The organism is Pseudomonas sp. GW821-FHT09H03 (assembly GCF_059415945.1).
On the sequence record NZ_JBWKOF010000008.1, the window covers coordinates 183,866 to 207,407 of the forward strand.

Below are 23,542 nucleotides of genomic sequence, written 5' to 3' on the forward strand. Positions count from 1 at the left end.
GTCGTGCCTGTAAGGTGAGAGACAGGCGCAGACTAAAAGACGAAAAAAAAGCAAACATGGTTTGCTTTTCGTCGGTACAAAGAAAATTTATCTAGGGAGAAATTTACCTTTTCTCAGGTATTTTCTAACGGTCGGGGCAGATGCCTTGCCCTGGTCGACTAGCGCTTTGACTAATTCGGTTTCCGTTATGTTGGGCTCGGCAGATATTTGGCTTTTTGCCGCTTTGCTTATGTCCTCAAAAAGCATCTTGGTGTTCTCTTGCTTGATTGTGCCTGGCTTGGCGTTAGCCTTCCCGGCCGCTTTGCCTCTTTCCGACGCTTTTGCGGCAAAAGCCTTTTCCAGCGCTCCCCGCAAAAAACTTGATGCGCTAAAGTCGTGGCGCGAAACGTCCGCGCAGTCCGCTTGTTGATAAAGTGAAGCAAGCATCAAAATCTTGGAGGCCTCGCCATTGAAATCAGCAAACCCCTCTCGGGCATCGATTTCGAAGTCGCTCTTTCGCTTTCGTTCTCTCTGAATGAGGAGGAGGTATTGTTTGGGGTCAGTCTGTTTGAGCTGCTCCACCAGATCTAGATCCAGATCGTAGAGGGCGAGTTCTAGGTCGAATAGCCAGTTTGCAAGGACTTCAACCGCCTGCACAGCTTGAATAAGCGCATAAGTCGCTACGAGTTGTGTGTCGCTTGCGGGATGGTCAATGCCAAGGAAGCGGCGAACGACTCTGGGCAGTGAGGTCGGTTCGGAAAAGTAGAAATGCTCTTCAATGGGGTCGCGAAGACGAAACATTGTCTTTGTCGCTGATTCAGCACAGTCAGCGTATCGGCCTTCCTCGAGCCAGAACGATGTTGCATTGTGGATGCAGGTAAACGCATCACGGAAGTGCTCGGAGAATTGGCTGTATAGCGCCAACTCACGGACAGCCAGTTCGACCTCATCAAGATCCCAAAGCAGGCAGCCAACGTCTACTCCGGCAATCTCAAGCTCTAGAGCGTCGGTGCCAAGATTGCTGCTCATTATGACACCCCTCGCCCCGTACCGAGCGTACAGCCCCAGCGAGGTGTATCTGGCAAAACTGCTGCCAGCAGGGGGCTTGTGGTTCGATAACTGTTACACGCTTCAGCAGCGTTACACGCGGATTTCGTTGAGCGCGGATACGGTGTAGCCTTAAGAAAATATAATATTATCAATAGGTTGGACTGACTCGTTACACGAGTAACACCCGTTACACCGGTTTTAGAGGTAGCCTGGGTAAGTGATCTCATATCGCTTTTCCAAACTGGGCTTGCACTACATTGTCAGCTGCAAGTCCATCAAGATGATCGGCATACCACTGCATCATCGTTACGCGTTGCTCGAGGTATTGGGCCTTGTTGTATACCCCTGAGATGCCTTCCTCTTTGTGGGCAAGCTGCGCTTCAACATGTTCCTTCGGCCAGCCATGTTCTCGAAGCAACGTGCTTGCGGTGTGTCGAGTACCGTGTCCAACGAGGCGACCTTTGTAGCCGATGGTGGCAAAGACTTTGTTGATTGTGTTTTCACTGATAGTTGGGTTCTTGGCTCCTACACCGGGGAAAAGCCAGCGACTCCGTCCTGTTAAGTAGTGCAGATCCTTCAGAGCGGTAACAGCTTGATGGGGGAGGGGGCATACAAAATCCCGACGCATCTTCATTTTGGCTGCAGGCGTAGTCCAAATGGCTTTCTCAAGGTCGAACTCTTTCCACTCAGCCAAGCGGACCATCCCAGGGCGCGATGCTGTCCAGACACAAAGCCAAGCGGCGGTGCGGGCTGTCAGTCTGCTCGGTGTGTTTTTGAGTGCGTGGAGGAATTCAGCCAGCTCAGGTTCTAGCAGGTGTGGATGCTGCTGAGTCTTGGGGGCTTGGGCTGCAATGTCCCGGAGGCGACTACCCGGATCGTTTTCGGTGAGCCCTAAGCCGATGGCTCGGCCGAAGATTTGATTGATCCAGGTGCGACACTTTTCCGCCACGTTGTGTGCGTTTCGGGCTTCGAGGGTTGCTTGGAGTTCTGCACAGTCGGTACGGGTGATTTCGTCGAGGGGCTTCTCTCCCAGCGCCGGGAGTATGTCTTTGTCGAGGTAAGTGCGGATTTTGTTAAGAGTGGAGGAGGCAAGACCCTTTTCTTCTTTGGCCTTAAGCCAAGCTTCAGCAGCAGCTCGGAAGGTCCGAGTCCTGGCAGCATCAATGGCAGCTTTGGCTGAGCGTTTCTGTTCGAGAGGATCGGCCCCGCTGCTAACTACCTTGCGCAGTTCACCAGCTTTGTCCCGAGCCAGCGCGCCACTTACTTCCGGGTAACCCCCGAGCCCCATCCAAGCCCAATTGCCCGCCGGACGTTTGTAGCGGAGCTGCCAGGATTTACCACCATCAGGTTTAACCCTGAAGTAGAGGCCGTTTCCATCCAGCTCTCGGTATTCCTTTGATTCCGGCTCCAATCCCGCAAGTGTTGTGTCAGCGAGAGGGCGGCGCTTGATGTCTGCGCGCTTCATCCTTGTATCCCAAAGTTCGATATTTTTCTCAGGATACAAGCAGGGATACAGGGATACAACGGATAAGGGGAGACAGGGGTAGACCGGCAGGCACAAAAAAACCGGCCAAGTGGCCGGTTTCTCTGGGTCTGAGAGGCTGGTAGAGACTCTCAGATACTGCTATGTGGTGCCCCGAGGGAGACTCGAACTCCCACTCCTTTCGAAAACGGATTTTGAATCCGCCGCGTCTACCAATTCCGCCATCAGGGCAATGGCCGCGGAGTATAGAGATGAGATAACCGCTGGTCAATCAGGTACATGGAGAATTTTTGATATTTCCGCTAGACTTCCCGGCCCTGCTAGACGAACCCCATCATGCGCGTTGCTGACTTTACTTTCGAGCTCCCTGATTCGCTGATCGCTCGCCACCCTTTGGCTGAGCGTCGCAATAGTCGCCTGTTGACCCTTGATGGGGTCAGCGGCGCCCTGGCACACCGTCAATTCACTGATTTGCTGGAGCATTTGCGCCCCGGCGACTTGATGGTGTTCAACAATACCCGGGTGATTCCGGCGCGGCTGTTTGGCCAGAAGGCTTCCGGCGGCAAGCTGGAAATCCTGGTGGAGCGGGTGCTCGACAGTCATCGCGTGCTGGCCCATGTGCGTTCCAGCAAGTCGCCCAAGCCTGGGTCGAAGATCTTGATCGACGGCGGTGGCGAGGCGGAGATGTTGGCGCGGCACGATGCGTTGTTCGAGCTGGGGTTCGCCGAAGAAGTGTTGCCGCTGCTCGACCGCGTCGGGCACATGCCGCTGCCTCCTTATATAGACCGCCCGGATGAAGGCGCCGACCGCGAGCGTTACCAGACCGTCTACGCCCAGCGTCTGGGCGCGGTGGCGGCGCCGACGGCGGGGCTGCATTTCGATCAGGTGCTGATGGAGGCGATTGCCGCCAAGGGCGTCGAGACTGCGTTCGTGACCCTGCACGTTGGCGCCGGCACTTTCCAGCCGGTGCGCGTGGAGAAGCTTGAAGATCACCACATGCACAGCGAATGGCTGGAAGTCGGCCAGGACGTGGTGGATGCCGTTGCCGCCTGCCGTGCTCGCGGTGGTCGCGTGGTAGCCGTGGGCACCACGAGTGTGCGGTCCCTGGAAAGTGCTGCGCGCGATGGCGTGCTCAAGCCGTTCAGTGGCGACACCGACATTTTCATTTTCCCGGGCCGGCCGTTTCATGTGGTCGATGCCCTGGTTACCAACTTTCATTTGCCTGAATCCACGCTGTTGATGCTGGTTTCGGCGTTCGCCGGTTATCCCGAGACCATGGCTGCCTACAAGGCCGCGGTCGACAACGGTTACCGCTTTTTCAGTTACGGTGATGCGATGTTCATCACACGTAATCCTGCGCCGACTGCCCCTAAAGAATCGGGCCCAGAGGAAACTGTATGAGTCGCACCTGTCGTATGTCTTTCGAGCTGCTGGCCACTGATGGCAAGGCTCGTCGCGGTCGTTTGACCTTCCCGCGCGGTACCGTCGAGACCCCGGCTTTCATGCCAGTGGGCACGTACGGCACGGTCAAGGGCATGCTGCCACGGGATATCGAGGCGACCGGCGCTGAAATCATTCTGGGCAACACCTTCCACCTGTGGCTGCGTCCGGGTACGGAAGTGATCAAGAAGCACGGCGACCTGCACGATTTCATGCAGTGGAAAGGCCCGATCCTGACCGACTCCGGCGGTTTCCAGGTGTTCAGCCTGGGCGCCATGCGCAAGATCAAGGAGGAGGGCGTGACCTTCGCTTCTCCGGTCGACGGCGCCAAGGTGTTCATGGGCCCGGAAGAGTCGATGCAGGTTCAGCGTGACCTGGGCTCCGACATCGTGATGATTTTCGACGAATGCACGCCGTACCCGGCTGATGAAGACGTCGCTCGTATTTCCATGGAGTTGTCGCTGCGTTGGGCCAAGCGTTCGAAAGAAGCCCATGGCGAGAACACGGCGGCGCTGTTCGGCATCGTGCAGGGCGGCATGCACCAGGACCTGCGCATGCGCTCCCTGGAAGGTCTCGACAAGATCGGCTTCGACGGCCTGGCCATCGGTGGTCTGTCGGTAGGCGAGCCCAAGCACGAGATGATCAAGGTGCTGGATTATCTGCCGGGCATGATGCCGGCTGACAAACCTCGTTACCTTATGGGCGTTGGCAAACCGGAAGACTTGGTTGAGGGTGTGCGCCGCGGTGTGGACATGTTCGATTGCGTGATGCCAACCCGTAATGCCCGCAATGGGCATCTGTTCATCGATACCGGCGTGCTGAAGATCCGAAACGCGTTCCATCGCCATGATGATTCGCCGCTCGATCCGACCTGCGATTGCTATACCTGCCAGAACTTCTCCCGCGCTTATCTGCATCACCTGGACAAGTGCGGCGAAATGCTGGGGAGCATGCTCAATACCATCCATAACTTGCGTCATTATCAAGTGCTTATGGCTGGTTTGCGCGAGGCTATTCAACAGGGTACATTGGCCGCCTTTGTCGATGCCTTCTACGCCAAACGCGGGCTTCCCGTGCCGCCTTTGGACTGAGTTTCCTGACCCCAAGATTCAACATTTGCAACTGGAGTGCTAAATGAGCTTTTTTATCTCTAATGCCATGGCTGACGCTGCTGCACCTGCTGCTGCCGGCCCAATGGGTGGCGGTTTCGAGTGGATTTTCCTGGTCGGCTTCCTGGTCATCTTCTACCTGATGATCTGGCGTCCACAGGCCAAGCGCGCCAAAGAGCAGAAGAACCTGCTGAGCAGCCTGCAGAAAGGCGACGAAGTTGTGACCACCGGCGGCATCGCCGGCAAGATCACTAAAGTGGCCGACGATTTCGTCGTTCTGGAAGTTTCCGACACCGTCGAAATGAAATTCCAGAAAGGCGCCATCGCCGCCACGCTGCCAAAAGGCACGCTCAAAGCGATCTAAGTTTCAACTTCATATTCAATCGACGGGGCGCGCAAGGCGCCCCGCGTCATAAACGGGCGGCGTGATGCTGAACAAATATCCTCTGTGGAAATACATTCTGATCCTGGCGGTGCTGGCGGTCGGTCTGATTTATTCCGCTCCCAATCTTTATCCTGATGACCCGGCCATTCAGGTCAGCGGTGCAAGCACTGCGCTGCAGGTCAATCAGGCTGATCTGGACCGTGTGAGCGCTGCGCTCAAGGAATCCGGGATCAACGTCAAGGCTGCCACGCTGACTGCCGGCGGCAAGGGCGGGCTGATTCGCCTGACCAAGGCTGAAGACCAGCTGCCGGCCAAGGACGTCGTGCGCAAGGCGTTGGGTGATGACTACGTCGTTGCACTGAACCTGGCACAAACCACCCCGCAATGGCTGCGCAACCTCGGGGCTCACCCGATGAAGCTCGGTCTGGACTTGTCCGGTGGTGTGCACTTCCTGCTGGAAGTGGACATGGACAAAGCCCTCGACGCACGCCTGAAAGTCTACGAAGGCGATGTGAAGAGCCTGTTGCGTAAAGAGAAACTGCGCTATCGCAGCCTGCCGCAACTCGACGGTGCCATTCAGTTGGGCTTCTCTGATGAAGCTACCCGCGAACAGGCCCGTACGATCATCCGCAAGAACTTCAACGATTTCGACATTGTTCCGGCCGACCTCAATGGTCAACCGGTGCTGCGTCTGGCGATGACCCCGGCCAAGCTGGCGGAAATCCGTGAATACTCCATCAAGCAGAACTTGACCACGGTACGTAACCGCGTCAACGAGCTGGGTGTTGCCGAGCCGATCGTTCAGCGTCAGGGCGCCAACCGCATCGTGGTTGAGCTGCCGGGTGTGCAGGACACCGCAGAAGCCAAGCGTATCCTCGGCAAGACGGCCAACCTGGAGTTCCGTCTGGCTGCTGAGCCGGGTGCTTCCAAGGCCACTTCCGAATCCTTCGAGTTCCGTGAGGGCAAGCGTCCTCCTGCATTGATCGAGCGCGGCCTGATCATCACCGGTGACCAGGTGACTGACGCCAAGGCTGGCTTCGGCGAGCACGGCACGCCGGAAGTGAACATCCGTCTGGATGGTCACGGCGGCGAGCTGATGAACCGTGCGACCCGTTCCAACGTCGGTCGCAGCATGGCGGTGATCTTCATCGAGCAGCGTCCGGTCACCACTTACACCAAGCAAGTGGTCAACGGCGTCGAGAAAGACGTGCCGGTGCAGACGTTCAAGGAAGAGAAGCGCATCATCAGCCTGGCGACCATCCAGTCGCCGCTGGGCGCGCAGTTCCGTATCACTGGCCTGAACGGTCAGGGCGAATCGTCCGAACTGGCGCTGCTGTTGCGTGCCGGTGGTCTGGCTGCACCGATGTACTTCGCTGAAGAGCGCACCATTGGTCCAAGCCTGGGTGCCGACAACATCACCAAGGGTATCGATGCATCGCTGTGGGGCATGCTGTTCGTCTCGCTGTTCATCATCGCCATCTACCGCTTCTTCGGCATCATCGCCACTGTCGCACTGGCAGTGAACATGGTGCTGCTGCTGGCCTTGATGTCGCTGCTGGGTGCAACGCTGACCCTGCCGGGTATCGCCGGTATCGTATTGACCATGGGTATGGCGGTCGACGCCAACGTACTGATCTTCTCGCGGATACGTGAAGAGATCGCTGCGGGCATGACCGTGCAACGGGCAATCAACGAAGGCTTCGGCCGGGCATTCACCGCGATTCTCGACGCCAACCTGACAACCTTGTTGGTCGGCGGGATTCTCTTTGCCATGGGCACCGGCCCCGTCAAAGGCTTCGCAGTGACCATGTCCCTCGGGATCTTTACCTCGATGTTCACGGCAATCATGGTGACCCGCGCGATGGTCAACCTGATCTTCGGCGGTCGTGACTTCAAGAAGTTGTGGATTTAAGGGGCTGCCATGTTACGTACAATCAACTTCATGGGCGTTCGCAACTTTGCGTTCGGCGTCACATTGTTCCTTACCGTGCTGGCCTTGTTCAGCGTCGCCACCAAGGGCATGAACTGGGGCCTGGACTTCACCGGCGGTACGCTCATCGAGCTGACCTACGAGCGTCCGGCTGATGTCACCAAGGTGCGTGAACAACTGGTTACCTCCGGTTATCACGAAGCCATCGTGCAGAACTTCGGTGCCACCACCGATCTTCTGGTGCGTATGCCGGGCGAAGACCCGCAACTGGGTCACCAGGTAGCCGAGGCCTTGCAGAAGGTCGGCGGCGACAACCCGGCCACGGTCAAGCGTGTCGAGTTCGTCGGCCCGCAGGTCGGTGAAGAGCTGCGCGACCAGGGCGGCCTCGGCATGCTAATGGCGCTGGGCGGCATCCTGATCTACCTGGCTTTCCGCTTTCAGTGGAAGTTTGCGGTTGGCGCGATCGTGTCCCTGATTCACGACGTGATCGTGACCATCGGTATCCTCTCGTTCTTCCAGATCACCTTCGACCTGACGGTGCTGGCGGCGGTACTGGCGATCATCGGTTACTCGCTCAACGACACCATCGTGGTATTCGACCGGGTTCGTGAGAACTTCCGGGTACTGCGCAAGGCCAGCCTGATCGAGAACATCAACATCTCGACCACGCAAACCCTGCTGCGCACCATGGCGACTTCGATCTCCACCTTGCTGGCGATCGCGGCACTGTTGTTCTTCGGCGGCGACAACCTGTTCGGCTTCTCCATCGCCCTGTTCATCGGTGTGTTGGCGGGTACCTACTCGTCGATCTACATCGCCAACGTGGTGCTGATCTGGCTGAACCTGAGCACTGAAGATCTGATTCCTCCGGTGAATACCGATAAGGAAGTTGACGACCGTCCTTGAAGGAAATTTCTCTTGGCGGTGTAGTCCAAAAAGGCGCGAGTTGAACTCGCGCCTTTTTTTGTGCTCCAAGGCTGGGAGAAGCGCGGACATGTTCCGCATGTGATGGTCAGGAGGTTCATGTGAACAAATCGATGCTGGTTGGTGCGGTTCTGGGTGCTGTCGGTGTGACTGCCGGGGGTGCTGTGGCCACCTACAGCTTGGTTAAAAGTGGCCCTGAATACGCGCAAGTACTGGCTGTAGAGCCGGTCAAGACGCAAATCAAGACTCCACGTGAGGTGTGCAAGGACGTAGCGGTCACCCGGCAGGCGCCGGTCAAAGATCAACATCAGATTGCCGGTACGGTGGTAGGTGCCCTGGCCGGTGGTCTGCTGGGTAACCAGATCGGTGGCGGTAACGGCAAGAAGATCGCCACGGTCGCCGGTGCTGTCGGCGGTGGTTATGCCGGTAACAAGGTTCAGGAAGGCATGCAGGAGCGTGACACCTACACCACGACCCAGACCCGTTGTAATACGGTGAACGACATCAGTGACAAGGTTGTAGGTTACGACGTGCGTTATTCGCTCGATGGCAAGGAAGGCAAGGTGCGTATGGATCGCGACCCGGGCAACCAGATTCCGGTGGACAAGGAAGGTCAGCTGATTCTGACACAGAACGACCGGGTCACTAATTAACACCGCTTAAAAAGAAGCACCCTGCGGGGTGCTTTTTTGTGCCCGCAATTTATGGCCCCCCCCCCCCAATCCCCTTGTGGGAGCGGGCTTGCTCGCGAATGCGGTCCGTCATTCAAAATCCATGTTGGCTGACCCGCCGCCTTCGCGAGCAAGCCCGCTCCCACATTGGTTTTGTGGTGTGTCAGGGATTGAATCGCAGGCATAAAAAAAGCACCCCGCAGGGTGCTTTTTTCTGTCGCTGGAAGCTTAGCGCTTCAGCGAGGCCGGCAGGTGCGGCTGGATGGCCGTCAGTACTGCCTTGAAGCATTTGGTGTTGCCGGCAACGATGTGGCCTTTCTCAAGGAAATCGTGACCGCCGGTGAAGTCGCTCACCAGGCCGCCTGCTTCCTGGATCAGCAGGGCGCCTGCAGCCATGTCCCACTCGGACAGACCCGACTCCCAGAACGCGTCGAAACGACCGGCAGCCACGTAGGCCAGGTCCAGGCTGGCGGAACCGGCGCGGCGGATGCCGGCAGTCTGGCCAACCAGGGCGCGGAACATGCCCAGGTAGTTGTCGAGGTTATCCATCTGGTCGTCACGGAACGGGAAGCCGGTACCCAGCAGGGCGCCGTCCAGGCTGGTGCGGCCGCTGACGCGCAGGCGACGACCGTTCAGTTGGGCGCCGCGACCACGGCTGGCGGTGAATTCTTCCTGGCGAACCGGGTCCAGAACAACAGCGTGTTCCAGGCGACCGCGGTATTTGCAGGCGATGCTGACGGCAAAGTGAGGAATGCCGCGCAGGAAGTTGGTGGTGCCGTCCAGTGGGTCGATGATCCACAGGTACTCTTCGCCTTCGATGCCGGTGCCAGCGTGCAGGCCGGTCTCTTCACCGCGAATCGAGTGATTCGGGTAGGCCTTGCGCAGGGCGTCGATGATTTTCTGTTCGGCGGCGCGATCCACCTCGGATACGTAATCCTTGGCGTCTTTTTCGTCGACCTTGATGGTATCCAGGCGCTCGATGGAGCGGAAGATCAATTCACTGGCGCTGCGGGCGGCGCGCAGCGCGATATTCAGCATGGGCTGCATGGATGTGTCACCTAAGGTTGTTAAAGAAAGCCGGGCATTCTATCAGAAAGTTTCTACAGGAGAAGGACGACGTTCGCTTTCATGGCTTAACGGTAGCTCTCGCTGTAAGATTCTGCTCCCGATTATTGTGTTCGAGAGCGCCTCCCTTGCTGCAAAACATTCGTGTCGTGCTGGTCAATACCAGCCATCCGGGCAATATCGGCGGGGCTGCGCGTGCCATGAAGAACATGGGCCTGTCGCGGCTGGTGCTGGTCGAGCCCCGGCAATTTCCGCATCACGAGGCCGATGCCCGCGCCTCCGGTGCCGGGGATATCCTTGAAAACGCGCAAGTCGTCGCCACCCTGGAAGATGCCCTGGTGGGCTGCAATCTGGTGCTCGGCACCAGTGCGCGTGATCGTCGCATTCCCTGGCCGCTGCTTGATCCGCGCGAATGCGGGACGAAAGTGGTCGAAGAAGCCGCGGCGGGTGCGCAGATCGCGCTGGTGTTCGGTCGTGAGGATTCCGGCCTGACCAACGAGGAGCTGCAGCGATGTCATTATCACGTGCACATTCCATCAGACCCTGAATTCAGTTCGCTGAATCTCGGGGCAGCGGTGCAGGTGTTGGGTTATGAAGTGCGTATGTCCTGGCTGGCCGCGCAAGGTCAGCCGACCAAGGTCGAGAAGGAAGAAGTGGCCTCCGTGAAAAGCGCCGAGCTGGCGACCATGGACGAGTTGGAGCGATTCTATGAGCACCTGGAGCAGACTCTGGTGGCCATCGAGTTCCTCGATCCGGAAAAACCACGGCACTTGATGGCGCGCCTGCGCCGGTTGTACGGACGCAGCTCGGTCAGTCGGGCGGAAATGAATATATTGCGTGGCATCCTCACGGAAACCCAAAAAGCGGCCCGTGGTGAGCTTCTAAAGCGGAAGGATTAATGATGTTCGAGCGTTTGCGTGAAGATATCCAAAGCGTATTCCACCGAGACCCGGCGGCGCGTAACGCTTTTGAAGTCCTGACTTGCTACCCCGGCATGCATGCCATCTGGATCCACCGTTTGTCGGCAATGCTGTGGCGCGCGGACCTGAAATGGCTGGCGCGGCTGGTGTCGAATTTCGGTCGCTGGTTGACCGGGATCGAGATCCATCCGGGGGCGAAGGTCGGTCGGCGTTTCTTCATTGACCACGGCATGGGTATCGTCATTGGCGAAACGGCCGAGATCGGTGACGACGTGACCATTTATCAGGGCGTGACCCTGGGCGGCACCAGCTGGAACAAGGGCAAGCGTCACCCAACCCTGGGTGATGGGGTGGTGGTCGGTGCTGGCGCCAAGGTGCTTGGCCCGTTCACTGTCGGTGCGGGTGCCAAGGTCGGTTCCAACGCCGTGGTGACCAAGGAAGTGCCGCCGGGCGCCACAGTGGTGGGGATTCCTGGGCGGATCATCGTCAAGCCTGACGAAGAGCTGGACGCCAAGCGCAAGGCCATGGCCGAGAAGATTGGCTTCGATGCCTATGGTGTAACTGAGGACATGCCTGACCCGGTGGCTCGCGCCATTAACCAGCTGCTCGATCATCTGCAGGCGGTTGATGGGCGTCTGGAGGGGATGTGCGGGGCGTTGAAGGATCTGGGCAGTAATTACTGTGCGAAAGATCTGCCTGAGCTGCGCGAAGAAGACTTCGCCTGTGTGAAGGACAAGGATCAGAGTCAGGCCAGCTAGACCGCGTCGACCCCTTCGCGAGCAAGCCCGCTCCCACATTTGAAATGCATTCCAATGTGGGAGCGGGCTTGCTCGCGAAGAACGATAACGCGCAATTGCTGGCTGTAACCGTCCAGCCTTTGCTATGATGCGCGCGCTCTTTTACGGGTAAACCTGACTAAAGTACTAGGTCTTATAGTTGACTTAAATACTCGGGAATTGCATACTCGTTTCATTCTGAACTCCGTGGTAATTGTCCATGCGACTGACTACAAAAGGCCGATACGCCGTGACCGCCATGCTTGATCTGGCGTTGCACGCGCAGCACGGGCCCGTGTCCCTGGCCGATATCTCCGAGCGCCAAGGCATCTCCCTGTCCTACCTCGAACAGCTTTTCGCCAAGTTGCGCCGCAGCAACCTGGTGTCCAGCGTCCGTGGTCCAGGCGGCGGTTACCAGTTGTCCCGCGACATGCAGGGCATCCAGGTCGCCCAGGTGATCGATGCAGTGAACGAATCGGTCGATGCCACCAAATGCCAGGGCCAGGGCGATTGCCATTCCGGCGACACCTGTCTGACCCACCACTTGTGGTGCGATCTGAGCCTGCAGATTCACGAATTTCTCAGCGGTATCAGCTTGGCTGACCTTGTCACTCGCCGTGAGGTACAAGAAGTAGCCCAGCGTCAGGATCAGCGCCGTTGCAACAGCAAGGCGCCACGCCTGGACAAGATTGAAGCGTCCGCCGTCGAATGACAGCCAAAGAGCTAGCGGCACGCCAGCCAGCCTGATTTAGGAGATAGTCCATGAAATTGCCGATTTACCTTGATTACTCTGCGACCACCCCGGTTGATCCGCGTGTAGCGCAAAAAATGAGTGAATGCCTGCTGGTCGACGGAAACTTCGGTAACCCGGCGTCCCGTTCCCACGTGTTCGGCTGGAAAGCCGAAGAGTCCGTTGAAAACGCTCGTCGTCAGGTCGCCGACCTGGTCAACGCCGACCCACGTGAAATCGTCTGGACCTCCGGTGCCACCGAGTCCGACAACCTGGCAATCAAGGGTGCGGCACATTTCTACGCCACCAAAGGCAAGCACCTGATCACCACCAAGATCGAGCACAAGGCTGTCCTGGACACCATGCGCCAACTGGAGCGTGAAGGCTTCGAAGTCACCTACATCGAGCCACGCACCGACGGTCTGGTCACTCCGGAGATGATCGAAGCCGAACTGCGCGACGACACCATCCTGGTTTCGGTCATGCACGTGAACAACGAAATCGGCACCGTCAACGACATCGCTGCGATCGGTGAACTGCTGCGTTCCAAGGGCATCCTGTTCCACGTCGACGCTGCTCAGTCCACCGGCAAGGTCGAAATCGACCTGTCGAAGCTGAAAGTCGACATGATGTCGTTCTCCGCCCACAAGACCTACGGTCCTAAAGGCATCGGCGCCCTGTACGTAAGCCGCAAGCCGCGCGTACGTATCGAAGCGACCATGCACGGCGGCGGTCACGAGCGCGGCATGCGTTCCGGCACCCTGGCGACCCACCAGATCGTCGGCATGGGCGAAGCCTTCCGTGTAGCCAAGGAAGACATGGCTGCCGAGAACGTGCGCATCAAGGCCCTGAGCGACCGTTTCTACAAGCAGGTCGAGCATCTGGAAGAGCTGTACGTCAACGGCAGCCTGACCGCCCGCGTTCCGCACAACCTGAACCTGAGCTTCAACTACGTTGAAGGCGAGTCGCTGATCATGGCCCTCAAGGACCTGGCAGTTTCTTCCGGTTCGGCTTGCACCTCGGCATCGCTCGAGCCTTCGTACGTACTGCGCGCCCTGGGCCGCAACGACGAACTGGCACACAGCTCGATCCGCTTCACCTTCGGCCGTTTCACCACCGAAGAAGAAATCGATTACGCCGCGCAGAAAGTCTGCGAGGCCGTTACCAAGCTGCGCGCTCTGTCGCCGCTGTGGGACATGTACAAAGACGGCGTCGATATCTCGAAGATCGAGTGGGCGGCACACTAAATATAGAAGCCGCCAGATACAGCTCCTGTAGCGACGCGGCGACTGACGCAAGCGTAGTTACAGGGCCTCAAGAGCGGCCCTGATGAGTGAGGATTAGAATCATGGCTTACAGCGAAAAGGTCATCGACCACTACGAAAACCCGCGCAACGTCGGCAAGATGGACGCGGAAGATCCTGATGTCGGCACCGGCATGGTCGGCGCTCCGGCGTGCGGCGATGTGATGCGCCTGCAGATCAAGGTCAACGACGCCGGCATCATCGAAGATGCCAAGTTCAAGACCTACGGCTGCGGTTCGGCTATCGCTTCCAGCTCCCTCGCCACTGAGTGGATGAAGGGCAAGACCCTGGACGAAGCGGAAACCATCAAGAACACCCAGCTGGCTGAAGAACTGGCCCTGCCGCCAGTGAAAATTCACTGCTCGGTACTCGCTGAAGACGCCATCAAGGCGGCGGTTCGCGATTACAAGCAGAAGAAAGGCTTGATCTGATTTTCGAGTTTTGGCGACGAGTAAGGAGTCACCGATGGCTATCAGCATGACAGAAGCGGCTGCCCGGCACGTGCGCCGCTCCCTCGACGGGCGCGGCAAAGGTGAAGGGATTCGTCTGGGTGTTCGCACCACGGGCTGTTCCGGCCTTGCCTATGTGCTGGAGTTTGTCGACGAGGTGGTCGCGGAAGACCAGGTGTTCGAAAGTCACGGCGAGAAAGTGATCATCGACCCGAAAAGCCTGGCCTACCTGGACGGCACCGAGCTCGATTTCGTCAAGGAAGGGTTGAACGAAGGCTTCAAGTTCAACAACCCCAACGTACGCGGTGAATGTGGCTGCGGCGAAAGCTTCAACATCTGAGGCTTGTCGTGGGTACTCCTTGTCATTTCGCTTTATTCGAGCTGCAACCGGGGTTCAATCTGGACCTCGACCAGTTGGCTACGCGCTACCGTGAGTTGGCGCGCAGCGTACATCCAGACCGTTTTGCCGACGCTTCCGAGCGTGAGCAGCGGCTGGCGCTGGAACAATCCGCAAGCCTCAACGAGGCCTACCAGACGCTCAAGAATCCCCCCAAGCGCGCGCGTTACCTGCTCGCCTTGAAAGGTGGTGAGCTGCCGCTGGAGGTCACGGTGCATGATCCGGAGTTTCTGTTGCAGCAGATGCAATGGCGCGAAGAACTCGAAGACCTGCAAGACAGCGCCGATCTGGCGGGTGTTGCGGTATTCAAGCGCCGTCTGAAAGTCGCTCAGGATAAACTGAACGAAAGCTTCGCAGCCTGTTGGGATGATGCAGCGCAACGTGAGCAGGCCGAACGCCTGATGCGGCGCATGCAGTTCCTCGACAAGCTCACCTACGAAGTGCGCCAGCTAGAAGAGCGCCTCGACGATTAACCCAGTGCCGCTCCGGTCGCACGCCTGATATACAGATAAGACCTGATAACGATGGCCCTACTGCAGATCGCCGAACCCGGCCAAAGTCCTCAACCGCACCAGCGTCGTCTGGCTGTGGGGATCGACTTGGGCACTACCAATTCGCTGGTCGCTGCGTTGCGCAGTGGTCTTTCCGAGCCCCTGGCCGACGCAGAAGGGCGGGTCATCCTGCCGTCTGCCGTGCGCTATCACGCCGATCGCGTTGAGGTCGGCGAGTCGGCCAAGCTGGCTGCCGCCACTGATCCCCTGAACACCGTGCTGTCGGTCAAGCGCCTGATGGGCCGGGGTCTGTCCGACGTCAAGCAATTGGGCGAGCAACTGCCGTACCGCTTTGTCGGTGGCGAATCGCACATGCCGTTCATCGACACCATCCAGGGCCCGAAAAGCCCGGTGGAAGTCTCTGCCGATATCCTCAAGGTCCTGCGTCAGCGCGCCGAGGCTACATTGGGTGGCGAGCTGGTGGGTGCGGTCATTACCGTGCCGGCGTATTTCGACGATGCTCAGCGTCAAGCCACCAAGGACGCGGCCAAACTGGCCGGCCTGAACGTGCTGCGCTTGCTCAACGAGCCGACCGCTGCCGCTGTGGCCTACGGTCTGGATCAGCATGCCGAAGGCCTGGTCGCGATTTACGACCTGGGCGGCGGCACCTTCGATATTTCGATTCTGCGCCTGACCGGCGGTGTCTTCGAAGTCCTGGCCACCGGCGGCGACAGCGCCCTGGGCGGCGATGACTTCGACCACGCGATCGCTGGCTGGATCATCGAGAGCGCCGGTCTGTCCGCCGATCTCGACCCGGGTGCGCAGCGTCAACTGCTGCAAACGGCCTGTGCCGCGAAAGAAGCGCTGACCAATGCCTCGTCGGTCGAAGTGGCTCACGGCGACTGGAAAGCCGAGCTGACCCGCGAAGCCTTTGATGCGCTGATCGAGCCGATGGTCGCTCGCAGCCTGAAAGCCTGCCGCCGTGCGGTGCGTGATTCCGGCGTCGAGCTCGAAGACGTGCATGCCGTGGTCATGGTCGGTGGTTCGACTCGTGTGCCGCGTGTTCGCGAAGCTGTCGCTGAAGCCTTTGGTCGTCAACCTCTGACCGAAATCGACCCGGATCAAGTGGTGGCCATTGGTGCCGCGATCCAGGCCGACACCCTGGCCGGCAACAAGCGCGATGGCGATGAACTGCTGCTGCTCGACGTGATTCCGTTGTCCCTGGGGCTGGAAACCATGGGCGGCCTGATGGAGAAGGTGATTCCGCGCAACACCACCATCCCCGTCGCTCGCGCCCAGGACTTCACCACTTACAAAGACGGCCAGTCGGCCATGGCGATCCACGTGTTGCAGGGTGAGCGCGAGCTGATCAGCGACTGCCGCTCCCTGGCACGCTTTGAATTGCGTGGTATCCCGGCGATGGTGGCTGGCGCAGCGAAGATTCGCGTGACCTTCCAGGTCGATGCCGACGGTCTGCTCAGCGTTTCCGCCCGCGAACTGGGTTCGGGCGTTGAGGCCAGCATCCAGGTCAAGCCGTCCTACGGCCTGACCGACGGCGAAATCGCCAAAATGCTCAAGGATTCGTTCCAGCACGCCAATGACGACAAGGTTGCCCGCGTACTGCGCGAGCAGCAGGTCGATGCCCAGCGCCTGATCGAAGCAGTGCAGGGCGCCCTGGAAGCCGACGGTGAGCGTCTGCTCGATGCCGAAGAGCGCATGGTCATTGAATTGCAGATGCAGGAACTGACCGAGCTGATGAAAGGTTCCGATGGTTTTGCCATCGAGCAGCAGACCAAGCGTCTGTCGCAAGTGACCGACGCTTTTGCCGCCCGCCGCATGGACTTGACCGTCAAAGCCGCGCTGTCGGGACGCAACCTGAATGAGATTGAGGAATAACGATGCCGCAGGTCATTTTTCTGCCACACGAGAAGTTTTGCCCCGAAGGCATGGTTGTGGAGGCTGAGACCGGTACGTCCATCCTCGAACTGGCTCACGAACACCATATCGAGATGGAAAGTGCCTGTGGCGGCGTCTGCGCCTGCACCACCTGCCACTGCATCATTCGCGAAGGTTTCGATTCGCTGGAAGAGGCGGATGAGCTGGAGGAAGACTACCTTGATAAGGCTTGGGGTCTTGAGCGTGAGTCCCGTCTGGGCTGTCAGGCCAAGGTCGGTACCGAAGACCTGACTGTCGAAATTCCGAAGTACTCGCTCAACCACGCAGCCGAAGCGCCGCACTGATTCAAGGAATTGTCATGAGTCTGAAGTGGACTGATGTGCTGGAAATCGCGATCCAGCTGGCTGAAACCAAGCCCGATGTTGACCCTATGTCGGTCAACTTCGTCGATCTGCGTAAATGGGTGATGGAATTGCCCGAGTTCGACGACAAGCCTGAGCATTGTGGCGAAAAGATCCTGGAGGCCATTCAGGCCCACTGGATCGAAGAACGCGACTGAGCCACGCCGCAGGTTAGGCAATACCCGAGAACCCGCGTATAATTCGCGGGTTTAATTTTTCGTAAATTACCGTTTCTGGAGTTACACCATGGCTGTTCAACGTACTTTCTCCATCATCAAGCCTGACGCCGTTGCTAAAAACGTGATCGGCAAGATCACCACTCGCTTCGAAGACGCTGGCCTGCGCGTTGTAGCTTCGAAACTGAAGCAACTGTCCAAAGCCGAAGCCGAAGGCTTCTACGCTGAGCACAGCGAGCGCGGTTTCTTCGGTGACCTGGTTGCCTTCATGACTTCCGGTCCGGTTGTTGTTCAGGTTCTGGAAGGCGAAAACGCTATCGCTCGCAACCGTGAGCTGATGGGCGCTACCAACCCTAAAGAAGCTGCTGCCGGCACCATCCGTGCTGACTTCGCTGAATCGATCGACGCCAACGCCGTTCACGGTTCGGACTCCGAAGCCGCTGCCGCTCGCGAAATCGCATACTTCTTCGCAGCTACTGAAGTAACCACTCGCTAAGCATTGGCTTAAGAGTGAAGGTGAATCCATGACTACATCGACTGTAAAAACTAACCTGCTGGGTCTGACCCAGCTGGAAATGGAAAAATTCTTCGACTCAATCGGGGAGAAGCGTTTCCGTGCCGGTCAGGTAATGAAATGGATTCACCACTTTGGCGTCGATGATTTCGACGCCATGACGAACGTCAGCAAGGCCCTGCGCGATAAGCTCAAGGCCATTGCCGAGGTTCGTGGTCCGGAAGTGGTCAGCGAGGACATCTCCAGCGACGGCACCCGCAAGTGGGTGGTGCGCGTGGCGTCCGGCAGCTGCGTCGAGACCGTGTACATTCCCCAGGGCAAGCGCGGCACCTTGTGCGTTTCGTCCCAGGCAGGCTGTGCCCTGGATTGCAGTTTCTGCTCCACCGGCAAGCAAGGCTTCAACAGCAACCTCACCGCCGCCGAAGTCATCGGCCAGGTGTGGATTGCCAACAAATCTTTCGGCAGCGTCCCGGCAACCGTCGACCGTGCCATCACCAACGTGGTGATGATGGGCATGGGTGAGCCGCTGCTGAACTTCGACAACGTCGTCGCGGCCATGCACCTGATGATGGACGACCTGGGTTACGGCATTTCCAAGCGCCGTGTAACCCTGTCGACCTCCGGCGTGGTACCGATGATCGATGAGCTGTCCAAGCACATCGACGTCTCCCTGGCGTTGTCCCTGCACGCACCCAATGACGCATTGCGTAACCAATTGGTGCCGATCAACAAGAAGTATCCGCTTAAGATGCTCCTCGAGTCGTGCCAGCGCTACATGTCCAATCTGGGCGAAAAGCGCGTGCTGACCATCGAGTACACCTTGCTCAAGGACATCAACGACAAGGTCGAGCATGCAGTCGAGATGATCGAACTGCTCAAGAACATCCCGTGCAAGATCAACCTGATCCCGTTCAACCCGTTCCCGCATTCCGGGTACGAGCGACCGAGCAACAACGCCATTCGTCGGTTCCAGGATCAGCTTCATCATGCCGGTTTCAACGTTACCGTCCGCACCACCCGTGGTGAAGACATCGACGCCGCTTGTGGTCAGTTGGTAGGACAGGTGCTGGATCGCACCCGTCGCAGCGAACGTTATATCGCCGTGCGTGAATTGAACGCCGACAACGATATCGCTTCGAACGCTGCGAACAATAACTAAGAGAGGATCTCTATGTCCCTGCGCTTTGCGCTGCTGTTGCTGTTGGCCAGCCTCTGTGCTGGCTGTGTTCTTTCGGGTGATTACAACCCGCTCAAGACCAGCAAGGGCCGTGATGAAGCGCGCGAGGCATACGTGCAGCTCGGCATCGGCTATTTGCAACAGGGTATGACCGAGCGCGCCAAGGTCCCGCTGAAGAAGGCGTTGGAGCTTGATAGCGCCGACCCCGATGCCAACGCGGCACTGGCGCTGGTGTTCCAGGCCGAGATGGAGCCTGAGCTTGCCGACGAGCATTTTCGCAAGGCGCTGTCTTCACGCCCCGCTGATGCGCGTATCCTTAACAACTACGGCAGTTTTCTGTTCCAGCAGCAACGTTACAAGGACGCTTACCAGCGCTTTGAACAAGCGGCTGCCGATACCCTGTATCCTGAGCGTTCGCGGGTGTTCGAGAACCTGGGTATGACCGCGTCGAAGCTTGGGCAGCGTGATCTGGCCCAGTTGCAGCTGGAAAAAGCCTTGCGTTTGAATCGCCAGCAGCCACGTGCATTGCTGGAAATGGCTGAGTTGTCTTACGAAGACAGGCATTATGTGCCCGCGCGCGATTATTACGACCGTTTTAGCCTGCTTGCCGAACAAAATGCACGTAGTCTATTGCTCGGCGTTCGGCTGGCAAAAGTGTTTGAAGATCGCGACAAGGCCGCAAGTGCTGGCCTGCAATTAAAACGACTCTATCCCGGTACGCCGGAATATCAGCAATACCTGTCGGAGCAATGATGAAAGCGGCGCATCCCGAAGTTGTAGCAGCGAATCGCGTTAACCCAGGTGAAATCCTGCGCCAGGCCCGCGAAAGCAATGGCTGGTCGCTGGCCGAAGTGGCCCTCAAGCTCAACCTCACCACCACTTCCCTGAGCAATCTGGAAGCCGGCGCTTTCGACAAGCTGCCTGGGCATACTTTTGCCCGCGGTTATATTCGCGCCTATGCCAAATTGCTCGGCATGGACCAGGCCGTTCTGGTCCAGCAGTTCGACCAGTCCACCGGCACCGATTCCAAGGGCAGCAGTGTCCACAGCCTGGGCCGTATCGAAGAGCCTGTACGGGTTTCCCACACCATTTTGCGCATTGTCAGCCTGTTGCTGCTGATCGCGGTGATCGGTGGCGGGTTTGTCTGGTGGCAGGATCAGGCTTCGTTGCGCACCAAGGACCTGATCGGTCTGGCGCCGGAGCACGTCGAAGTCGAAGGCGCCGACGGCACTACCCAGATTCATCCGCTGGACGAGCCGGAAGACCAGGCCGTCGCGCAAGGCCAGGCAGAAGGCGAAACCACGCTTGCCTTGCAGCAGCCCGAGACTTCCGAACAGGCACCGGCCGACACTCAGGCTGCCGCACCTTCCACCGTGCCGACAGCACCGACCGCACCGGCTGCAGCACCTGTTGCGCCAACTCACAGCACCGCCCCGGTTGTGGCAACTCCGGCAGCCCCCGCTCCGGCGGTGCCTGCGGCTACGGCTCCGGTCGTGACTGCTCCGGTTGCTCCGAGCGCTCCGGCTCCAGCGTCTGCCGCGGCCGCCCCGGTTGCCGGCCAGGGCCAGGTTCAACTGCAATTCACCGCCGATTGCTGGACGCAAGTGACCGATGGCAACGGCAAGGTGCTGTTGAGCGGTCTAAAGCGTAAAGGCGATAGCGCTTCCCTCAGCGGCAAGCCACCGTTTGCCGTGCGCCTGGGCTTCGCCCGGGGTGCGCAAGTCAGCTATAACGGCCAGGCGGTCGATGTCGCTCCGTTCACCAGTGGCGAGACTGCTCGCCTGAAGTTGGGTCAATAAGTCATGCACGGCGAATCTCCAATCAAACGTCGCGAATCACGCAAGATCTGGGTCGGTAACGTACCTGTCGGCGGCGATGCGCCCATCGCTGTGCAGAGCATGACCAACAGCGACACCAATGATGTCGCGGCCACGGTTGCCCAGATCAATCGCCTGGAAGCGGCCGGCGTCGATATCGTGCGCATTTCCGTACCGGACATGGACGCTGCCGAAGCCTTCGGCAAGATCAAGCAACTGGTCAAAGTACCTTTGGTTGCCGACATCCACTTCGACTACCGCATCGCCTTGCGCGTCGCCGAGCTGGGCGTTGACTGCCTGCGTATCAACCCTGGCAACATCGGTCGCGAAGACCGCGTGCGTGCGGTGGTCGATGCGGCCCGTGACCGCGGGATTCCGATCCGTATCGGCGTCAACGCCGGTTCCCTGGAAAAAGACCTGCAAAAGAAATACGGCGAGCCGACCCCGGCCGCGCTGGTCGAATCCGCCTTGCGCCACGTCGAGCACCTCGAGCGCCTGAACTTCCAGGACTTCAAGGTCAGCGTGAAAGCCTCCGACGTGTTCATGGCCGTCGAAGCCTACCGCCTGCTGGCCAAGGAAATCGTCCAGCCGCTGCACCTGGGGATCACCGAAGCCGGTGGTTTGCGTTCAGGCACGGTGAAATCAGCCGTGGGCCTCGGTATGCTGCTTGCCGAAGGGATTGGCGATACTATTCGCATCTCGTTGGCGGCCGACCCGGTCGAGGAAGTGAAAGTCGGTTACGACATTCTCAAGTCCCTGCACCTGCGTTCCCGTGGTATCAACTTCATCGCCTGCCCGAGCTGCTCGCGGCAGAACTTCGATGTGGTCAAGACCATGAACGAGCTGGAAGGGCGTCTCGAAGACCTGTTGGTGCCGCTGGATGTTGCGGTGATCGGTTGCGTGGTAAACGGCCCGGGTGAAGCCAAGGAGGCCCATATCGGCTTGACCGGCGGCACGCCAAACCTGATTTACATCGACGGCAAGCCGTCGCAGAAACTGACGAATGACAATCTGGTGGATGAGCTTGAACGCTTGATCCGCGAGAAAGCGGCCGAAAAGGTCGAAGCTGACGCTGCCGTTATCGCACGTGGCTAAGCCGGGCTGAAAAGAGCCGAACGAATTTAAGGATTTAAAGTGAGCAAGTCTCTGCAAGCCATACGTGGCATGAACGACATCCTGCCCGATCAGACCCCCCTGTGGCGTCATTTCGAAGGCGCCGTTTCGCGCCTGCTGGATAACTACGGTTACAAGCAGATCCGCATGCCGATCGTCGAGTTCACCGAGCTGTTCAAACGCTCCATCGGTGAAGTGACCGACATCGTCGAAAAAGAGATGTACACCTTCGACGACCGTAACGGCGACTCCCTGACCCTGCGCCCTGAAGGCACGGCGGCCTGCGTGCGTGCTGTGCTCGAACACGGCATCACCGGCGGTGGCCAGGTGCAGAAACTCTGGTACATCGGCCCGATGTTCCGCCACGAACGTCCGCAGAAAGGCCGTTATCGCCAGTTCCACCAGATCGGCGTCGAGGTGTTCAACCTTGATGGTCCGGACATCGACGCCGAGCTGATCGTGCTGACCTGGCGCCTGTGGGGCGAGCTGGGAATCCGCGATGCGGTCAAGCTCGAACTCAACAGCCTGGGCACCAGCGAGTCCCGTGGCCGCTATCGTGAAGCGCTGGTCGAGTTCCTGTCCGCACATCTGGACAAGCTGGACGAAGACAGCCAGCGTCGCCTGAAAACCAACCCGTTGCGGGTACTGGACACCAAGAACGCCGACACACAGGCGATCCTGGTCGACGCGCCGAAGATGGCCGACTACCTCGACGAAGAATCGCGCGTGCACTTCGAGGGCCTCAAGGCTCGCCTGGACGCCGCCGGCATTCCTTACGTGATCAACCCGAAGCTGGTGCGCGGGCTGGATTACTACAGCAAGACCGTTTTCGAATGGGTTACCGACAAGCTGGGTGCCCAGGGCACCGTCTGCGCCGGTGGTCGTTACGACGGTCTGGTCGAGCAGATGGGCGGCAAGCCGACTGCAGGCGTTGGTTTCGCCATGGGCATCGAGCGCCTGGTGCTGCTGCTCGAAACCCTGGAGCAGATCCCGCAAGAGATCTCCCGTCAGGTCGACGTCTACCTCTGTGCCTTTGGTGAAGAGGCCGAACTGGCCGGTCTGGCCCTGGCCGAGCGGGTACGTGATCAATTACCCAACCTGCGCCTGCAAGTGAATGCCGGCGCCGGCAGTTTCAAAAGCCAGTTCAAGAAAGCCGACAAGAGCGGCGCGCTGTATGCGCTGATTCTCGGTGACGACGAAATGGCCCAGCAAGTGGTAGGTTTCAAACCCCTGCGTGGCCAGGGCGAACAACAAAGCATTGCCTGGGATGCGCTTGCTGCACACCTGGCCACCTGCGTCGTGCAGGGTTGAAGCTGTCTGAACAGCCGATTTAGCGATTAAGGAG

25 protein-coding genes and 1 tRNA gene are annotated in these 23,542 nt (G+C 58.7%); 22 read left to right on the forward strand and 4 right to left on the reverse strand.

The genetic code is table 11. From position 1 onward, the window contains the following. Positions 1-87: 87 nt before the first annotated feature. From AC07OG_RS13720 to AC07OG_RS13730, 3 genes are all read right to left on the reverse strand, one after another. Positions 88-1,008, reverse strand: a complete 921-nt coding sequence (locus AC07OG_RS13720; protein ID WP_495067273.1) for a hypothetical protein — start codon at positions 1,006-1,008, stop codon at positions 88-90. A 244-nt stretch (positions 1,009-1,252) separates the two neighbouring features. After that, positions 1,253-2,494, reverse strand: coding sequence for a tyrosine-type recombinase/integrase (locus AC07OG_RS13725; RefSeq protein WP_495067274.1), 1,242 nt, complete (start codon positions 2,492-2,494; stop codon positions 1,253-1,255). A 164-nt stretch (positions 2,495-2,658) separates the two neighbouring features. Further along, positions 2,659-2,743: transfer RNA gene (locus AC07OG_RS13730), tRNA-Leu, on the reverse strand. A gap of 105 nt (positions 2,744-2,848) precedes the next feature. Between AC07OG_RS13730 and queA the strand changes: the two genes are divergently transcribed. The 6 genes from queA (at position 2,849) to AC07OG_RS13760 (ending at position 8,953) form a co-directional block, all read left to right on the forward strand. Next, entirely contained in the window at positions 2,849-3,913 is a 1,065-nt protein-coding gene (gene queA / locus AC07OG_RS13735) for a tRNA preQ1(34) S-adenosylmethionine ribosyltransferase-isomerase QueA (RefSeq protein WP_060543097.1), read from the forward strand. 14 nt (positions 3,914-3,927) lie between these two features. Next, the gene (gene tgt / locus AC07OG_RS13740; RefSeq protein WP_162488928.1) at positions 3,928-5,043 is read left to right on the forward strand and encodes a tRNA guanosine(34) transglycosylase Tgt; all 1,116 of its coding nucleotides are present in this window, start codon (positions 3,928-3,930) and stop codon (positions 5,041-5,043) included. 43 nt (positions 5,044-5,086) lie between these two features. Next, positions 5,087-5,425: a preprotein translocase subunit YajC gene (gene yajC / locus AC07OG_RS13745; RefSeq protein ID WP_007916913.1), complete on the forward strand. Its 339-nt coding sequence runs from the start codon at positions 5,087-5,089 to the stop codon at positions 5,423-5,425. 64 nt (positions 5,426-5,489) lie between these two features. Beyond that, positions 5,490-7,358, forward strand: coding sequence for a protein translocase subunit SecD (secD, locus tag AC07OG_RS13750; protein ID WP_495067275.1), 1,869 nt, complete (start codon positions 5,490-5,492; stop codon positions 7,356-7,358). 9 nt (positions 7,359-7,367) lie between these two features. Further along, entirely contained in the window at positions 7,368-8,282 is a 915-nt protein-coding gene (secF, locus tag AC07OG_RS13755; protein ID WP_495067276.1) for a protein translocase subunit SecF, read from the forward strand. 119 nt (positions 8,283-8,401) lie between these two features. Then, the gene (locus AC07OG_RS13760) at positions 8,402-8,953 is read left to right on the forward strand and encodes a glycine zipper 2TM domain-containing protein (RefSeq protein WP_495067277.1); all 552 of its coding nucleotides are present in this window, start codon (positions 8,402-8,404) and stop codon (positions 8,951-8,953) included. A gap of 246 nt (positions 8,954-9,199) precedes the next feature. On the opposite strand, the gene suhB is transcribed toward AC07OG_RS13760, so the two are convergent. Next, entirely contained in the window at positions 9,200-10,018 is an 819-nt protein-coding gene (gene suhB / locus AC07OG_RS13765) for a type III secretion system regulator SuhB (protein ID WP_016984379.1), read from the reverse strand. A gap of 146 nt (positions 10,019-10,164) precedes the next feature. Here suhB and trmJ point away from each other — a divergent pair, with 146 nt between their 5' ends. The 16 genes from trmJ (at position 10,165) to hisS (ending at position 23,508) form a co-directional block, all read left to right on the forward strand. Beyond that, complete coding sequence (trmJ, locus tag AC07OG_RS13770; RefSeq protein ID WP_060543102.1) at positions 10,165-10,935, forward strand: tRNA (cytosine(32)/uridine(32)-2'-O)-methyltransferase TrmJ; 771 nt, start codon at positions 10,165-10,167, stop codon at positions 10,933-10,935. 2 nt (positions 10,936-10,937) lie between these two features. Continuing rightward, positions 10,938-11,714 (forward strand): serine O-acetyltransferase, encoded by a 777-nt coding sequence (cysE, locus tag AC07OG_RS13775; RefSeq protein ID WP_060543103.1) that lies wholly within the window; start codon positions 10,938-10,940, stop codon positions 11,712-11,714. Positions 11,715-11,952: 238 nt separating this feature from the next. Next, positions 11,953-12,444, forward strand: a complete 492-nt coding sequence (iscR, locus tag AC07OG_RS13780; protein WP_003227911.1) for a Fe-S cluster assembly transcriptional regulator IscR — start codon at positions 11,953-11,955, stop codon at positions 12,442-12,444. A gap of 50 nt (positions 12,445-12,494) precedes the next feature. Next, on the forward strand, positions 12,495-13,709 hold the full coding sequence (locus AC07OG_RS13785) for an IscS subfamily cysteine desulfurase (protein ID WP_053162334.1): 1,215 nt from the start codon (positions 12,495-12,497) through the stop codon (positions 13,707-13,709). A gap of 101 nt (positions 13,710-13,810) precedes the next feature. Continuing rightward, positions 13,811-14,197 carry a Fe-S cluster assembly scaffold IscU gene (gene iscU / locus AC07OG_RS13790; RefSeq protein ID WP_007974006.1) on the forward strand — a complete coding sequence of 129 codons (387 nt, stop codon included), beginning with the start codon at positions 13,811-13,813 and terminating at the stop codon, positions 14,195-14,197. A gap of 34 nt (positions 14,198-14,231) precedes the next feature. Then, positions 14,232-14,555 carry an iron-sulfur cluster assembly protein IscA gene (gene iscA, locus AC07OG_RS13795; RefSeq protein WP_003227904.1) on the forward strand — a complete coding sequence of 108 codons (324 nt, stop codon included), beginning with the start codon at positions 14,232-14,234 and terminating at the stop codon, positions 14,553-14,555. 8 nt (positions 14,556-14,563) lie between these two features. After that, a complete protein-coding gene (gene hscB, locus AC07OG_RS13800; RefSeq protein ID WP_060543105.1) occupies positions 14,564-15,085 on the forward strand; it encodes a co-chaperone HscB in 522 nt (173 codons plus the stop codon). A gap of 51 nt (positions 15,086-15,136) precedes the next feature. After that, positions 15,137-16,999: a Fe-S protein assembly chaperone HscA gene (hscA, locus tag AC07OG_RS13805; protein WP_060543106.1), complete on the forward strand. Its 1,863-nt coding sequence runs from the start codon at positions 15,137-15,139 to the stop codon at positions 16,997-16,999. 2 nt (positions 17,000-17,001) lie between these two features. Further along, on the forward strand, positions 17,002-17,343 hold the full coding sequence (gene fdx, locus AC07OG_RS13810) for an ISC system 2Fe-2S type ferredoxin (RefSeq protein ID WP_060543107.1): 342 nt from the start codon (positions 17,002-17,004) through the stop codon (positions 17,341-17,343). Positions 17,344-17,357: 14 nt separating this feature from the next. Next, positions 17,358-17,558, forward strand: a complete 201-nt coding sequence (gene iscX, locus AC07OG_RS13815; protein WP_060543108.1) for a Fe-S cluster assembly protein IscX — start codon at positions 17,358-17,360, stop codon at positions 17,556-17,558. An 88-nt stretch (positions 17,559-17,646) separates the two neighbouring features. Beyond that, positions 17,647-18,072 carry a nucleoside-diphosphate kinase gene (ndk, locus tag AC07OG_RS13820; protein WP_024014216.1) on the forward strand — a complete coding sequence of 142 codons (426 nt, stop codon included), beginning with the start codon at positions 17,647-17,649 and terminating at the stop codon, positions 18,070-18,072. A 28-nt stretch (positions 18,073-18,100) separates the two neighbouring features. Next, on the forward strand, positions 18,101-19,249 hold the full coding sequence (gene rlmN, locus AC07OG_RS13825) for a dual-specificity RNA methyltransferase RlmN (protein ID WP_218424919.1): 1,149 nt from the start codon (positions 18,101-18,103) through the stop codon (positions 19,247-19,249). Between the two features lie 12 nt (positions 19,250-19,261). Further along, entirely contained in the window at positions 19,262-20,020 is a 759-nt protein-coding gene (pilW, locus tag AC07OG_RS13830) for a type IV pilus biogenesis/stability protein PilW (RefSeq protein ID WP_060543110.1), read from the forward strand. Continuing rightward, positions 20,020-21,066 (forward strand): RodZ domain-containing protein, encoded by a 1,047-nt coding sequence (locus AC07OG_RS13835; RefSeq protein ID WP_495067278.1) that lies wholly within the window; start codon positions 20,020-20,022, stop codon positions 21,064-21,066. The genes pilW and AC07OG_RS13835 overlap by 1 nt, the downstream gene beginning before the upstream one ends. A 3-nt stretch (positions 21,067-21,069) precedes the next feature. Continuing rightward, the gene (gene ispG, locus AC07OG_RS13840; protein WP_060543112.1) at positions 21,070-22,179 is read left to right on the forward strand and encodes a flavodoxin-dependent (E)-4-hydroxy-3-methylbut-2-enyl-diphosphate synthase; all 1,110 of its coding nucleotides are present in this window, start codon (positions 21,070-21,072) and stop codon (positions 22,177-22,179) included. Positions 22,180-22,218: 39 nt separating this feature from the next. Continuing rightward, positions 22,219-23,508, forward strand: a complete 1,290-nt coding sequence (hisS, locus tag AC07OG_RS13845) for a histidine--tRNA ligase (RefSeq protein ID WP_495067279.1) — start codon at positions 22,219-22,221, stop codon at positions 23,506-23,508. Positions 23,509-23,542 lie beyond the last annotated feature (34 nt).

Excerpts from the sequence above, each read along its gene's own strand:
- pilW (WP_060543110.1), top strand. The coding sequence starts at position 19,262 with ATGTCCCTGCGCTTTGCGCTGCTGTTGCTGTTGGCCAGCCTCTGTGCT.
- tgt (WP_162488928.1), top strand. The coding sequence starts at position 3,928 with ATGTCTTTCGAGCTGCTGGCCACTGATGGCAAGGCTCGTCGCGGTCGT.
- queA (WP_060543097.1), top strand. The coding sequence starts at position 2,849 with ATGCGCGTTGCTGACTTTACTTTCGAGCTCCCTGATTCGCTGATCGCT.
- AC07OG_RS13785 (WP_053162334.1), top strand. The coding sequence starts at position 12,495 with ATGAAATTGCCGATTTACCTTGATTACTCTGCGACCACCCCGGTTGAT.
- ispG (WP_060543112.1), top strand. The coding sequence starts at position 21,070 with ATGCACGGCGAATCTCCAATCAAACGTCGCGAATCACGCAAGATCTGG.
- iscU (WP_007974006.1), top strand. The coding sequence starts at position 13,811 with ATGGCTTACAGCGAAAAGGTCATCGACCACTACGAAAACCCGCGCAAC.
- rlmN (WP_218424919.1), top strand. The coding sequence starts at position 18,101 with ATGACTACATCGACTGTAAAAACTAACCTGCTGGGTCTGACCCAGCTG.
- AC07OG_RS13720 (WP_495067273.1), bottom strand. The coding sequence starts at position 1,008 with ATGAGCAGCAATCTTGGCACCGACGCTCTAGAGCTTGAGATTGCCGGA.
- AC07OG_RS13835 (WP_495067278.1), top strand. The coding sequence starts at position 20,020 with ATGAAAGCGGCGCATCCCGAAGTTGTAGCAGCGAATCGCGTTAACCCA.
- iscR (WP_003227911.1), top strand. The coding sequence starts at position 11,953 with ATGCGACTGACTACAAAAGGCCGATACGCCGTGACCGCCATGCTTGAT.
- ndk (WP_024014216.1), top strand. The coding sequence starts at position 17,647 with ATGGCTGTTCAACGTACTTTCTCCATCATCAAGCCTGACGCCGTTGCT.
- fdx (WP_060543107.1), top strand. The coding sequence starts at position 17,002 with ATGCCGCAGGTCATTTTTCTGCCACACGAGAAGTTTTGCCCCGAAGGC.
- secD (WP_495067275.1), top strand. The coding sequence starts at position 5,490 with ATGCTGAACAAATATCCTCTGTGGAAATACATTCTGATCCTGGCGGTG.
- hscA (WP_060543106.1), top strand. The coding sequence starts at position 15,137 with ATGGCCCTACTGCAGATCGCCGAACCCGGCCAAAGTCCTCAACCGCAC.
- cysE (WP_060543103.1), top strand. The coding sequence starts at position 10,938 with ATGTTCGAGCGTTTGCGTGAAGATATCCAAAGCGTATTCCACCGAGAC.
- iscX (WP_060543108.1), top strand. The coding sequence starts at position 17,358 with ATGAGTCTGAAGTGGACTGATGTGCTGGAAATCGCGATCCAGCTGGCT.
- suhB (WP_016984379.1), bottom strand. The coding sequence starts at position 10,018 with ATGCAGCCCATGCTGAATATCGCGCTGCGCGCCGCCCGCAGCGCCAGT.
- AC07OG_RS13725 (WP_495067274.1), bottom strand. The coding sequence starts at position 2,494 with ATGAAGCGCGCAGACATCAAGCGCCGCCCTCTCGCTGACACAACACTT.
- iscA (WP_003227904.1), top strand. The coding sequence starts at position 14,232 with ATGGCTATCAGCATGACAGAAGCGGCTGCCCGGCACGTGCGCCGCTCC.
- secF (WP_495067276.1), top strand. The coding sequence starts at position 7,368 with ATGTTACGTACAATCAACTTCATGGGCGTTCGCAACTTTGCGTTCGGC.
- yajC (WP_007916913.1), top strand. The coding sequence starts at position 5,087 with ATGAGCTTTTTTATCTCTAATGCCATGGCTGACGCTGCTGCACCTGCT.